Source organism: Imperialibacter sp. EC-SDR9 (assembly GCF_902498805.1).
Lineage (GTDB): Bacteria > Bacteroidota > Bacteroidia > Cytophagales > Cyclobacteriaceae > Imperialibacter.
This window is the reverse complement of the sequence record NZ_LR701607.1, coordinates 25,460-38,155: the sequence shown is the minus strand read 5'-3', so window position 1 is coordinate 38,155 and position 12,696 is coordinate 25,460. Positions and strand designations below refer to the sequence as shown.

The window sequence follows — 12,696 nt, the reverse complement described above, 5'->3', positions numbered from 1 at the left end:
TTTTACAGTTAATAATTGCAAAGGTTTTATTCCTGTCTAACTTTTGTGAGCTGTCTCATGCCCCGACTTTGTCGGGGCTGAGCACGGCGATTTTTCTATAGATTTCATGATACAGAACCCTTCTTCGGTAATTGCGAGGATGCTTGCCTTATTCCCAATTGTGTGAAGAATCTGAGTGCCTCCGTAGCAATCTGCCGGGCTCACAGCAGAAGCCAGCGGATTGCCAGGGCTGTTGTGGTTTAACTACATAGAGAAAATAGTATGTTCAGCCTCGCAATTACCGTCCCTGCGGAGAGTTTGTCAAGCCCTGAAAGGGCGTAATCCAACCGCAAAGGGTGCAGCCCTTTGCAGCAGCAAAACTAAAACCCAATCAACTGCTCCGCCTGGATTTCTAACTCCTTCAGGTAGGCATCGTTCGTAATCTGCTGCCCTGTGAGATGCTTCTCAATAAACGGCAACTTGGGTTTAAACGCCAGCACATGCGTGCCACAATAGTTGAGCACATCCGTAAAATGGGAGAGGGCCAATCCACCGCCCTGTCCGCCGGAGCTGAGACCAACCAGGGCCGCCTTTTTGCCTCTGAAGGTGCCAGGATACTCCATTCCGTCGATGAACGCCTTCAAAACACCGGGATAGGAACCGTTATATTCCGGCACCAGAAACACAAACTTTTGAGAGTCCTTCATTTGCTGGCGGAACCGGTTGAACGCCTCGTTTTTGCCATTGTTTTTGTAAAGGGCCGAAAAGATAAAGTCTTCTGGGAGGTCGGCCAGGTCGATGATCTCTGACGTTACGCCTTTGGAAGTCAAAATATCAGTATAGGTCTGAGCGATGTGTCGGGAATTGGCCGGTTCACGGTTAGTGCCGACGATAATGGTGATGGGGTTGGTCAATGGTCGATTCGTTTTCCTTACAACAGTTGATGGAGGCAAAAGTTTCTGGAGCTAAGGTAAAAAGAAATGTAGTATTTAGCCTGGAAGACCGAATGGCGGGTTAGCCTGGCTGACGATTATTAGCATCGTCGGACATACGCAAGACCAAATGCTTCTTCACTCTCTCTTCATCTAGCACTTTTTTATAGTCGAAGTCAGGGGTTGCTTCTACAATCCCTCTTAGTTTTTCGACTCGTGAAGGCTTTTTTGGCTTTTTTAAAGGCATATGCTGTTTACTATTTCTTATACTGCCAAATGGGGCTAATAGGAAACTTCACACCGAGTATTTTTGAAAAGTAACTTCCATTGGAGTAAAGCTGTCCATATTCGAGCGGCTCACTACCCGTTTTGGATGTCAGGTCTGACTCAATTACTCTTTGAGGGCCACCAAAATAGTTGCCGGATAGGTAAACGATAAATGTGCTTTTGAATTCCCATTCAAGGGAGAGTCCGGCATCCAGCAACACAAACACTTTTCTAAAGTTTGTTGGGGCACCAACATTCACATAATCACCATCCGGATAATAGCCGAGTGACGTGCCACTGCTAGTAAAAACATTACCATAGTTGTTCTGAAACACGACGGAAAAACCTGCTGCTGGCGTAAGCCTTAGCCTGGTGCCAAAAAGGGGGATCGGAGCTTTGAGGTGGAATGGAATTTGAGATGCACCATACGCTCTGATCCCTGCTGAGCCGTAGGAGTCCATACTGACCCTGGCTGTGTACCTGTACGCATAGAAACCTGTTTCAAGGAGAAGTTTTTCTCCAATCTCCTGGCCCAGTATTACTCCTCCAACTATTCCATCATTCTCTCGATATTCATTGACCGAATTTCCGCCGCCGATGACTCTGGATACGTCGTGTTTGGGCCCATATTCGAACCCCAGGTAGGTCTTGCGTTGCCCGACTGCCTCAAGTGAGGTCATGAAAAACACAACAATTGCTAGAAACCGGGCTATCGACTTCATTCTAAAATAGTTTAGAGAATAGGGAAAAATAAGTCCACAATCAAAGTAAATGGTTGTGGAATGAATCGCTCAGTACGAATATAAGATAAATTTCTAATTATCTATCAACTGATACAATTCCATATTTCTTCTTTTGAAGGAGGTAAGTGGCCGATCAAATACTTTTGAACGAGGGAAGCCGATGAAAACACTGCCTTACTTTTCAGGGGGAGCCACATGGCTTTGATACAGCTCAATCGCCTTTAGGTACTTGATCGCACCTGCTTTTGTTTGATCATGCAAAAAGCCGTTGAGCTCCGGGTGTTTGGTCTCAACAAAGGAAACAAGGTTGGCTCGGTTGGTAGACCATCTATCGTCGTTGAAGACCACAAAGTCTACTATTTCAATGCTGAAAATCTTTCCGTTTTGAAACACCACCCGTTCTTTGGTGACCGTGGGCTCTTCATGCAAAAAGTGAATTCTGGGGCATGTTTTGGATACTTGCATTAGCACCGTGTCACCGGACTGCTCTATTTCCTGTATGGCGTAGGTGGGATGGAAGGTAGAGTCCCATTGGAACATCTGTTTATAATCCTGCTTCGAAAGGACGTTTGCATAGATACCTTCCCTCATTCTTATGCTGTCCAGGAAAAGCGAGGTGACTTTGCCATAGTTCGATTCGTTTAAAGCCTCGAAATACGTTTTGGTAGCCGCAATGCCATCAAATGACCGCTTTTGAGTACTCGAGGTGCAGCCGATAAAAATGACAAAAGCGAGGGACAAAAGATTTTTCATTTGAGTAAAGTTATAAGTTGGAGACAAAAAGGTCAAAGAATCGACTTGGGCACCAAACCCCTTAGCCATGCTTTGAATTGCTTGGCCCTGCCGGCCTCCGCATCGGGGTTATAGTCCAACGTTGTCTCCCAGGCGTTTTCTGGCCGCATGTCTACCTCCATGGCGTGGCGAAGGTCAGCAGTCACTTTGGTGTCATAAACGACCGCCATGCATTCCGTGTTGAGGTTGGCGCTGCGTGGGTCGAGGTTGAAGGTGCCAATCACAGCAATGTTATCGTCGATCACCATCGACTTGGCATGGAGGCCAAAGACAGGGGTGAAGTTCACTTGCCTTTGCAGGGCGCCGGTCATCACCTCAAAGCGGACGGCAGCATCTGGTTTGAATTCGTAAATTTTTACGCCAGCCTCCAGCAGCTTTTCCCGATCTCGTTGGTAGCCACTGAATGCTTCCAGGTTGTCAGTCGAAGAGAGGCTGTTGGTGAGGATTTTGACGGTTACCCCACGGTCTGCGGCTGCTTTGAAGAGCTGCTGGCTGACCTCTGTTGTAATCAGGTAAGGCGACTGAATCAGTATGGACGACTTTGCCCGCCGGATCAGGCTGACCAGCGAATCGGTAGCCACACCACCACCCGCCAAGCCCTGGCTGCCATCGTTTTTACCGGGCAGGTCGGAAATGAAATGCACGCTGTCGGTCCACACCAGGGAGCCCGAGGCCTGTGCTTTCTGAAATTCTTTCGGCACCTGCTTTACCTTTTCCCTTACCTCGGGCCAGAAGTTCTCCGGGTTGCAGGCGTACTGGTGCAGGTAGGCGTACTTCACATCCAGGTTGAGCTCCTCATCGGTTACCTGGGCGAGCTCACCTACAGGCACGCTGAGCCCGCTTTCCCAGAATAGGTTGAACGACTGCTGCACGTCCCGCACTTTCTTGCCCACCAGCAGCACGTCACGGTCACGGAAGTTGTACTCATGGTCGTAGTCGAAGTACTCATCGGCAATGTTTCTGCCGCCAGTGATCACCACCTGCTGGTCGACAATGAATGTTTTGTTGTGCATGCGCTGGTTGAAACCCTGAAAGTCGGTGGCAAGCGACAACAGCTTGCCTGGTAGGTTTTTGCCGATATTGGCATTGGGGTTGTAAATTTTCACTTCCAGGTTGGGGTGGGCATCGATGGCCAGCAGGTCGTCTTCCTCTGCTTCTACCATGATGTCGTCCACAATGATCCTGATCTTCACGCCCCGGTCGGCGGCACCCAAGAGGAAGTCGGCGGCTATCAACCCAACATTGTCAGTAGAAAAAATGAAGTACTGAATGTCGATCGTTTGCTCTGCCGCTTCGGTGAGCCACGCCCGGGTAATCATGGAAACGTCGCCTTCCTCCAGCGAATGCACACCGGTTTTAGTGGCCAGCAGCTCAGCGTACGGCGCCAGGTAGTCCGACAGTTTTACCGGCGCTGCATCCGGGAGCTGCGAGCAGAAGTCTTCGGTGATGGGAGGGTATTTGGGTTCTGTAGGGCCGCAGGCCGTTATCAGAAGAAAGAGAAAAAAGGAGAAGACGTAGGGTGCGTACTGTTTCATTGTAGGCCAAAGTATTGAGAGCAGGTTACTTATGATAAGTGGCAATTTACGCCTTTGAGGAATATGTTTACGGAGCAAAATTGGTAAATTGGAAATATCTGAAGCGTAAAACGTTTGACCAGTGGTAAGAGCCTGTTGTTTGGGCCAATCAATGCAAGACTAAAGTATAATGAGAGAGAATTATCACACCGGAATAACTCTTAGTCGGATCGAATGGATTGAAGTTCTTCACGACAAGGAAGTTACAAAGGAAAAAGACTTATTGATCCTGCAAACCATGTATGGATTTGAAGAGCACCAAGCTTCGTCTAGTCAAATCGGCATAATAATCTCTGGAGCTATCGGTGCTAATGCTTCCGCTCCAATTAATTCGGAAGTTGGAAATTGGGGGAAACGACTAGCGAAGAAATTTCCAGTCAGATTTACTAAGAGAGGGGATGGGACTGAAAGAAAGTGGGATATTTTTTTTGATGGTTGGACTGACGCCAATTCAGGATTGTTTATCTGGAAAATGAGAAATGAACTTATTGAGGCGCTGGAGGAAATGGGCCAGACAGGTGAAGAAAAATATCCTGAAGAAATTCAAATAGAGGGATTGACGAAGCTACACGAAGGATCTAAAAAAACGATAGTTGTAAATACATACGAGCGGAATTCGGTAGCCAGAAAAAGATGCATTGAACATTGGTCTCCATCTTGCAGCGTTTGTGACTTCGACTTTGGGAATGTATATGGAGAATTGGGGAGAGGATTTATCCACGTTCATCATTTAATCCCTATTTCGGAAGTTGGAGAAGCCTATAACGTGGATCCTATTAACGATTTGCGACCAGTTTGCCCCAATTGCCACTCAATGTTGCATAGGACAAACCCGCCATTAGAAATTGACGAATTGAGAGATCAAATGAAGAAAACTAGGGCGTAGCGCAAGAAGCTCATTTTATTCGATATCGTAATTAATAATTATGATTTCTAATCGCCCTCGTTTGAGCGATAGCGGAAACGAGGGCGTAGGAGACTGGCGATTGCATCGCCGATATCCGACTCTTCGAAATTTCAACCGCTGAGCGAGAAAACCGAAGGCAGTTCGCCGGGTTTCAAACCCGGTTTACGGAATTCCTCCACCGACCTTATTTGAGCATCAGCCCAAACGGCTACCCGCCCGGGAGGACGTATGAGACTGGCGATTGTATCGCTTATTTGCTAGTACCCAGTTTTTTGGTATGAGCACATCCACCGTATCCAGGCCAGCGTCATGCCGATGGCGAGGTACGAGGGAGCCGACGTGGAACGGCATCCCCCGGATAGTAGCAGTGGCTCAGAAAAGAAAACTGCAAACACCGTGGAGACTTCTCTCTGCCAGCTGGTGGACTGTGACGGCTACTACCGATGCCTGGTCCGTCCACAAAAAAAACCACCGAAGCGCTCCAGTCCGGTGGTTCTTCAAATCGTTTGCTTACGCCCTTAAATTGAGCGGCTTACCTTGAATTTAGCAGTGATTTTTACATTGCTTTCATTGGCCGTTGCATTGCTCACTTCGAGCAGCCTCGCATTGGTTACTTCGAAAGTGCCCTCAACGAATCCATCAACGCCACCAAACTTTTCAATCACCAGGCTTCCTGAGCGGTTGCCTGTAACCTCGCCGTTGGCTGCATCATAGCTATAGTACGACTTTGTCATGTCGTCATTGGCCATCAGCAGCCAGGTGCCTGCCACGCTGGTTTCGAAGTTGGCATCCCAGGCGAAGGTGCCTTTTGGCTCTTCGCCTTGCCATGAAATAGTGAACGAGAGACCGCTGTCGTCGTTAGCGTTGCCAGAGAGCTGATAAGTGTTGTCCGACAGCTTCATGCATGATCCGGAGAAGACAATCGGGTCAGCGCTGCCTATCGTCAACTCAATCTTTTCATTGCCAACGGGGTCGCCTGTGTCGTCAGAACTGCAAGCGCAAAAAAATAGAACCATCCCTGCCAGCAGGGATCCAGTGAACACCTTTTTCATAGTTATTTGACCTTTACTAATTGTTAAAAAAATTTGCCATCTGAAATTGATAGCAGGAGCCAGACGGTCAACAGTCTAAAAAATTTGAGGAAGTTGGATCGCCTGAGCCTCATCTACAGACGTAAACTTTAAAAGAAGGTTTGGGAAGAGTAAAAAAAAATTACTACCCGTTTGTGCCTCTGCTTTTGTCTTTATCAGCTTCCTCAGAGGCCATGAAGAAACAGGCCTGGGCATAGAACGTTTGGGTTGAAAGATTACAAAAGTTTGGCAGGTTCTACTCTGGTTCGTGCCGCCTCCATCGTTAGTGAGAGCAGAGGGCTCGAAGCCTTTTCCGAAACTTTTGTAATCTGCGGTATCTGCCAACTTCACCCCTCCAAAAACACTTCAATCCTGCCTTTCTGACGCTCGTGGTGCCGGAAATGCATATGAGCGTATTGCAGCCATTCAGCCGCATTGAAGTACTGGTGGCCAGGGTGTTTGGTCTTTCCTTTGTTCGTACTGTTTGAATGGCCGAGTGCCAAAATTCTCTCTTTTAACATTTCGAGTCCTCTGACGATCTCTTCCTTCGATGCAGGCTGCGGGGTAGCGGCGTTCGACGGAGGCCCTTCAATCATTTTATCGAGAAACTCGTCGTTGGCAAACATCGATTTTGCCACTTCCGACATCTCGCCTTCGGCATGATCATTGGTTTGCAAGCAGGCTTCCACTTGGCTCAGAAAGAACCCCGTGGCGTCGATCAGGTGCATGTACACCTGCCCCAGCGACCATTTGTCCGGCTGTGGTTTTTCAAGCATTTGCTCAAATTCATACCTGTTCAACTCGTCCAGCCAGTAGTTGATGGTGTTCATAAAAGAAGCTGTGTTCGTTTTCAATTAAAGCTCAGTCAATTCAATGTCCTTATAGCTCACTTTCACCTTTCCGCCTCCGTGCACCTGTAAGCCGATAAGGCCCGCTTGTGGGGTGTCGTTGTCCGCTTCCGTGTAATCTACGGTTTGAACGCCATTCAGGAAGATCTGGATTCGTTTTCCCTCGGCAATAATCTGGTAGTCGTTCCAGTCGTTGGGTTTGAAGAGTTGCACACCGGCCAGGGAATCGATGCCCGCCAGCACTTTGTCTCTTCTGGACTCGTCGTACAGCGAACCAAAGTAGCCATTGCCGATATCGGCCTGGTAGCCGATCATTTCGTAAGCGGGTTCGGTGGCACGGACGCTCCTGAACTGCACACCGGCGTTGGTGAAGCCACCTCCGGTTTCGAGTTTGTATTTAAGGGTGAGTTTAAAGTCGCCGTACGGCTGAAGGGTACAGAGGAATTCGTTGTGCGGAACCGTTTCGGTCAGCGAACCACCCACGATAGCTCCGTTTTCTACACGCCAGGTATTGGCATCACCTTCCCAGCCGGTGAGGGTGCTGCCGTCGAAGAGGGTAGTGGGAGAAGGGGAGGAGCAGGAAAGCATCACGGCCAAACAAAAAAACGATATTGTGGTAGTTTTGTGTTGAGTCATAGTCTGGCATCTTACAATTTTATTCTCCCGCATGCTTCGTATGTGTGTGCTTCAGCTCAGAACTGAGCGGCATCCTTGAGGATATATTCAGGCGGGTAATTAATCAGAGAAACATCATAGTCAGCCAGTATCTCAGAAAAAGCCACCTTCGATAGCCCAGCCATCTCAGCTGCCTGCCCAAGCGATAATTTGCCTGACTCATACATTTTCGCTGCCAGGAATCTTTTTGTGTCTCTTTCGTCGAGGGTAACTCCGTCAGGAATAGTGATGGTGAATTGCTTCATGTATCAAATTTAATGAATATAATTTGACTAGTCACTAATGATTAGGCACCACCCTTTTGGCTATTTATTTCGCCACCACTTTAAGCCACCTACGAAGCCAGCTTTCCTCCTATATAAAGCAGTATTTTCTCAACCAACACCAGGTTCAGTACATGCTGCCTGATTTCCTCTTTGTTCATAATGGGCTCATTATATTGCAGGGCGAGCCCTATAGCCGGATAGGCCGCTACATGGATATTTGGCCCAACAACTGATACGTCGAGCGATGTCATCAGCGATTTTGACTCAACCATCACATTCATGATCGAATCGTCAAGAAACTGTTCCACCAACTTGTTCTCGTTGGGTACCACATAAAACAGATCGTGGAACTTCTTTTGTGTTTCGTTTCTGCTCAGCTCTTTCTCGCTCGAAAATAGCTCATCAAGTTTTTTGGAGAGGGTCGCACCGAGCAGGCCGTCTACAGCCCTGTCTATCAAGACGCTGCCTGCCACCTTCTCTTTAGACCCGATCACTACTGGTTGGGGAAAGCAAGATTGCTTTAGCACCAGTGTGCCTACGGGCCCGTGGAATTGAATAACACCCTTGTTACTGTTTGACTGAGACCGGGTAGTTGTGCTAGCTCCGGTGACTTTGGTTTCGGCTATTGTTATTGGTCGTTCGTTGGCAGTACCCTCCAGCTGCAACTCAGTTTCAACCTTCATGTAACGCCGCTCTCTCGATAGATATGTTTCTTCGAAAAAGTCGGGCGACAAAGGTTCAGTCCTCGTATGGAACCCACGGGCTTCACCAAATGCCTCGTAAATGCCTGTTTTAAGCAGCAACTGAAGTTTTTTGAATTTGTTATGGCGATGATAGCTGATGTAGATGGGGTAGCTCATGGCAAAGAGACCTGTCAGAGGTATAACAGCGATGAAGACTTTAGGCAGCGCAGGAAAAGAGACTAGCAAGACAATGGTACTCACGCATAAAATGCCGAGTGCAGCCATCGCCCTTTTGTAGACTCGATAATTGTAGCGCTGCATGATTTCCAGGCGCTGCTCCTCCAGGTAGGCCAGGTCAATAGCTACTTTGTCGGTGATAGATTCGACTTGTGATGTAAGACTATTCATTGTCGCAAGGGGCTTCTTCCACAATGGGGTAATTGTCGGAGTGAATGGCGTAGGTATTGCCGTCGAATTCTATGGTTTCATGGTCAGGGTGATAAACGAAATCCACCTTTGGAATAGCTTCATTGTCTGTTGAAATGGTGTAGGTGTTATCTACAGCTGAAATCGTTTTTATCCGATAGACAAAAGCATCCTGGTACCAGACAGTTCTCATCACCCAGCCGTTGTCGTCGTTATCAAACGTCAGCCGGGGCACACCGCCGCCGCATATCAGAAACCTTACAAGCTGCCCGTCTTTTTCAGTGAGCATTTCGATTTCCAGACCCTGGAGGTCAGCTAACAAATCCAGTGGATTTTCCGCATCCGGGTCAATTTCCATTACCTCCCCTGAGCCTTCCAATTCCTCTTCCGGTGTCATTCGGTCAGCCAGAAAGATGAAGTCGATGCCGTTGTCCCTGTCGCCTAGCCATTGATAAACTCTTGCCGAAGCCACATTTCCCCAGTTATTGCACCGGGCATCAGCTAAAATATTCGTTGTTGTCACGACTATCTGGGGCAAGGTGCCATCGCCGCCGCCTTCCACCGCATAAGTTGTGACGGTGCCAATACAGTCACCTGGATACTGTCGCTCTCCACCGTCTTCTTCTGAGCAACTGGCCACGCATTTTGTTACCAACTGAGGCTCTGCTGCCCAAATCAACGTGATCGAGTCGCTTCTTACCCAGAAAGCCGACTCTTTCATCTTTTCACCGTTTCGGTTGTACTCATAGGTGGATAGAAAATCGTTTTTGCCTTCCCCGGAAACATCTTCGATTTCTTTTACTGTACCAGGAATTAGTTGGACGATATTGGCTATGGACACCAGCTGAGATTGCACCTGGCGGAATTGATCAGGCGTGACAAACTTTCCCTCTATCTCAGCGCCGAATAAAACCGTGTAGTAGCTGCTGGAGTCCTGTATGCTTTCCTTTAAGCCGTAGAAAGTGAACCCGTCAGCCAGGATCGAATCAGTTTTGGAGATGGTGTGATTAGGAGCGGAAAAGCTGCTTTTTCGGAGTGAGATGAATTCATCAACAATAGCATGGCTTGTTTTTTCGCTCGTTTGGCCACTGTTGCAGGCAGTAATCCCCATGCCGGCAAGGCCAAGGAAAAGCAGATAAAATGATTTTTTCATATGAATGGAACGGTTCAGTTGAGTTGTAGTCGGTGCTATTGCGTAGCGTTGCCTACATAGCGTTTTGTGTCAATGACAGCATTGGATAGCCTTGCTAAAACAAAATAAATTGCCACGCCGAATGGGCTGGCTGTTATAAAAATAAAGGCTAATCTGCTTGCGGCAGTACGGGAAACTGAGGGAAATCTAGTCGAAAGAATTTAATGTTACAATAGCCGGTAAAACAAACTTTACTGCTGATTGGCTACGATGGTTTTTCGTAAGGTTACTCCTCCGGCACCTCGATTTCCTCGCTCCAGATGTACTCGCCAAACCACTGCCAGTTATGCCACACGGCGGCCAGCCTTTCTTTGGGTTTGGTGATGCCATGGCCAAAGCCTTTGTACACAACCAGCCTTGTTTCAACGCCCACATCCTGCAAGCCCTGGTATAGCTCATAGGCGTTGGGAATAGGCACCCGTTTGTCGAACTCGCCATGCTGGATAAGCGTGGGCGTTTTGGCGTTGTTGATGTTGGTCATGGGCGATGTCTTCAGGTAAATGCCCATATTGGCCCAGGGCGTGGCTTTGAGGTACTGCCGGGTGAACGGGTGGATGTCGGTATTCACATAGTAAGTGACCCAGTTGGAAATACCTGCTCCAACGGAAATAGCTTTGAACTTATCAGAATTGGTAGTGAGAAAGGCAGAAATGTAGCCACCCTGGCTCCAGCCCATGCAGCCTATCTTGTCGCTGTCGATCATGCCTTTTTTCTCCAGCGATTCCACACCCGATATCACATCCCAGGCATCGCCTACGCCCAGGTTCTCCACGTTGAGCGAGCGGAAGGCCTCACCGTAACCTGCGGAGCCCCGGTAGTTGGGCTGTAAAATCAGCGCACCTTTGTTGATCCACTGGTTCAGGGGATAAACATAGCTGGCGACGGGTGACGGAGTGGAGATGCCCGTCGGGCCGCCGTGGATAATGACCAGCAGCGGATACTTCTTTTTTGGATCATAATCCTTTGGCTTGCTGAGAATTCCCTCAATGGTAGCGCCATCCTTGCTTTTCCAGCTGATCACTTCGCTGTCGGCAGTGGCCCAGCCAGAAAGCTGCCCGGTAAAATGGGTGAGCTTCTTTTGCGCCACGGCCTTGATGGGGCTCGTGTAGATTTCGGTCAGGGAATTGTCTTCCACACCTGAGAAAGCGACAGCTTCGCCATCTCCGGTGAAAGACATAGCGTAAATCCTTGCGGGGGTAGTAAAGATGGGCTTGAACTTTCCGTTGTCAGGGTCGATAAAGAAAATGCGTCGCACTGTTTTTTGGTAGGCAATACCAAAGATCCCTTGTGCGTTCCACACCAGTGAGCCCATGTTTTCGTCGAATGACTTGGCCAGTTGTGTGTTTTCCGATCCATCCAGTTTTATTCTAAACAGCTTTTCATTTTTGTAGAAATTTGAAGTGGTGTCGCTCAGATAGCTGCTGTAGAGAATCCACTGTCCGTCAGGCGACCAGGCCTCAAGCCCATCGGAGCTTTCGTTTTTAACCAGCGGCGTCACCTTCCTGGTTGCCACCTCCACAATGGAGATATCCGATTTAATAAAAGAAGTGATAATGGGATCTGGCTGGTGATTGAAAGCGATCTTGGTTCCATCGGGTGACCATAGAAAGCTGGTCACCGTGTAGCTCACACTGTCCAGCAAAATTTTGGTAGTCTCGTCTTTTTTCGTCGTATCCTTTTTATCTTTTGGGAGCTCGGGCTTAAACAATTCTTCAGGATCAAACGTCGTTAACCACAACCTGCTGAGGTTGTATTCCGCATCTTCCACCTCAAAGCCACCAAACTTTTCTTTTCTGGCCTTCTCGGCTTTCTCTTTGTCTTCTGCTTGTGTGAAAGCAATTCGCTTGCCATCAGGTGCCCATTCGAAACCAGAGATGCTTCCCTTCGTATCAGTCACCTGCACTGATTCGCCACCTTCCAGCCGTATCACTTGTATCTGCGTTTTTCCGGTTTTGTCCGACAAAAAAGCTATCCATTGCCCGTCGGGCGACCACTTCGGACTGGTGCTGCTACTTTTTACATTGTTAGTTAGCTGAAAGGGGGCGCCACCATTTTTTGACAGCCAAATTTCCGTATCAAACCTGTTTTCTTCCCAGTCGGTGGAATTAACGGTGAAGGCGACATTTTTTCCATCGGGAGATATCTCGGGGCTGCCCGCAGATTGCAGTGACAGCACTTCTTCAAAGGAAGGGTTTTTTAGCGATTGGCTGTGCAAAGCGATGGAGGGAGCTGTTAAAAGGAAAAAAAGAAGGAGCTTTTTCATAGAAGGAGAGAGTATAAAGTAACATGCCTGGGCATTAGAACAGTAGGCTAATATAGCGCTGTGCGTGATGAAATCCGAT

Annotated in this window: 12 protein-coding genes; 1 reads left to right on the top strand and 11 read right to left on the bottom strand. The window is 48.2% G+C overall.

Going from position 1 to position 12,696, the window contains the following annotated elements; all coding sequences use genetic code 11:
• Positions 1 to 359: 359 nt before the first annotated feature.
• From GC130_RS23040 to GC130_RS23025, 4 genes are all read right to left on the bottom strand, one after another.
• Positions 360 to 893 carry an NADPH-dependent FMN reductase gene (locus GC130_RS23040; RefSeq protein ID WP_152000722.1) on the bottom strand — a complete coding sequence of 178 codons (534 nt, stop codon included), beginning with the start codon at positions 891 to 893 and terminating at the stop codon, positions 360 to 362.
• Between the two features lie 275 nt (positions 894 to 1,168).
• Positions 1,169 to 1,900 (bottom strand): hypothetical protein, encoded by a 732-nt coding sequence (locus GC130_RS23035; RefSeq protein WP_152000721.1) that lies wholly within the window; start codon positions 1,898 to 1,900, stop codon positions 1,169 to 1,171.
• Between the two features lie 195 nt (positions 1,901 to 2,095).
• A complete protein-coding gene (locus tag GC130_RS23030; protein ID WP_152000720.1) occupies positions 2,096 to 2,674 on the bottom strand; it encodes a hypothetical protein in 579 nt (192 codons plus the stop codon).
• 32 nt (positions 2,675 to 2,706) lie between these two features.
• On the bottom strand, positions 2,707 to 4,248 hold the full coding sequence (locus GC130_RS23025; RefSeq protein ID WP_152000719.1) for a phosphatidylserine/phosphatidylglycerophosphate/cardiolipin synthase family protein: 1,542 nt from the start codon (positions 4,246 to 4,248) through the stop codon (positions 2,707 to 2,709).
• A gap of 169 nt (positions 4,249 to 4,417) precedes the next feature.
• Here GC130_RS23025 and GC130_RS23020 point away from each other — a divergent pair, with 169 nt between their 5' ends.
• Positions 4,418 to 5,173 (top strand): HNH endonuclease, encoded by a 756-nt coding sequence (locus GC130_RS23020; protein ID WP_152000718.1) that lies wholly within the window; start codon positions 4,418 to 4,420, stop codon positions 5,171 to 5,173.
• A 539-nt stretch (positions 5,174 to 5,712) separates the two neighbouring features.
• Here GC130_RS23020 and GC130_RS23015 read toward each other — a convergent pair.
• From GC130_RS23015 to GC130_RS22985, 7 genes are all read right to left on the bottom strand, one after another.
• On the bottom strand, positions 5,713 to 6,246 hold the full coding sequence (locus tag GC130_RS23015) for a hypothetical protein (RefSeq protein ID WP_152000717.1): 534 nt from the start codon (positions 6,244 to 6,246) through the stop codon (positions 5,713 to 5,715).
• Positions 6,247 to 6,611: 365 nt separating this feature from the next.
• Complete coding sequence (locus tag GC130_RS23010) at positions 6,612 to 7,118, bottom strand: DinB family protein (RefSeq protein ID WP_201568513.1); 507 nt, start codon at positions 7,116 to 7,118, stop codon at positions 6,612 to 6,614.
• Positions 7,119 to 7,748, bottom strand: coding sequence for a DUF1080 domain-containing protein (locus GC130_RS23005; RefSeq protein WP_152000716.1), 630 nt, complete (start codon positions 7,746 to 7,748; stop codon positions 7,119 to 7,121).
• Between the two features lie 56 nt (positions 7,749 to 7,804).
• Complete coding sequence (locus GC130_RS23000; RefSeq protein WP_152000715.1) at positions 7,805 to 8,032, bottom strand: UPF0175 family protein; 228 nt, start codon at positions 8,030 to 8,032, stop codon at positions 7,805 to 7,807.
• An 89-nt stretch (positions 8,033 to 8,121) separates the two neighbouring features.
• On the bottom strand, positions 8,122 to 9,144 hold the full coding sequence (locus GC130_RS22995) for a hypothetical protein (RefSeq protein ID WP_152000714.1): 1,023 nt from the start codon (positions 9,142 to 9,144) through the stop codon (positions 8,122 to 8,124).
• On the bottom strand, positions 9,137 to 10,315 hold the full coding sequence (locus tag GC130_RS22990) for a hypothetical protein (protein WP_152000713.1): 1,179 nt from the start codon (positions 10,313 to 10,315) through the stop codon (positions 9,137 to 9,139). The genes GC130_RS22995 and GC130_RS22990 overlap by 8 nt, the downstream gene beginning before the upstream one ends.
• Before the next feature lie 265 nt (positions 10,316 to 10,580).
• Positions 10,581 to 12,617, bottom strand: a complete 2,037-nt coding sequence (locus tag GC130_RS22985; protein ID WP_152000712.1) for a S9 family peptidase — start codon at positions 12,615 to 12,617, stop codon at positions 10,581 to 10,583.
• Positions 12,618 to 12,696 lie beyond the last annotated feature (79 nt).

Coding starts and splice junctions, on each gene's coding strand:
- GC130_RS23030 (WP_152000720.1), bottom strand. CDS start 2,674: ATGAAAAATCTTTTGTCCCTCGCTTTTGTCATTTTTATCGGCTGCACC.
- GC130_RS23005 (WP_152000716.1), bottom strand. CDS start 7,748: ATGACTCAACACAAAACTACCACAATATCGTTTTTTTGTTTGGCCGTG.
- GC130_RS23000 (WP_152000715.1), bottom strand. CDS start 8,032: ATGAAGCAATTCACCATCACTATTCCTGACGGAGTTACCCTCGACGAA.
- GC130_RS23020 (WP_152000718.1), top strand. CDS start 4,418: ATGAGAGAGAATTATCACACCGGAATAACTCTTAGTCGGATCGAATGG.
- GC130_RS22990 (WP_152000713.1), bottom strand. CDS start 10,315: ATGAAAAAATCATTTTATCTGCTTTTCCTTGGCCTTGCCGGCATGGGG.
- GC130_RS22995 (WP_152000714.1), bottom strand. CDS start 9,144: ATGAATAGTCTTACATCACAAGTCGAATCTATCACCGACAAAGTAGCT.
- GC130_RS22985 (WP_152000712.1), bottom strand. CDS start 12,617: ATGAAAAAGCTCCTTCTTTTTTTCCTTTTAACAGCTCCCTCCATCGCT.
- GC130_RS23015 (WP_152000717.1), bottom strand. CDS start 6,246: ATGAAAAAGGTGTTCACTGGATCCCTGCTGGCAGGGATGGTTCTATTT.
- GC130_RS23035 (WP_152000721.1), bottom strand. CDS start 1,900: ATGAAGTCGATAGCCCGGTTTCTAGCAATTGTTGTGTTTTTCATGACC.
- GC130_RS23025 (WP_152000719.1), bottom strand. CDS start 4,248: ATGAAACAGTACGCACCCTACGTCTTCTCCTTTTTTCTCTTTCTTCTG.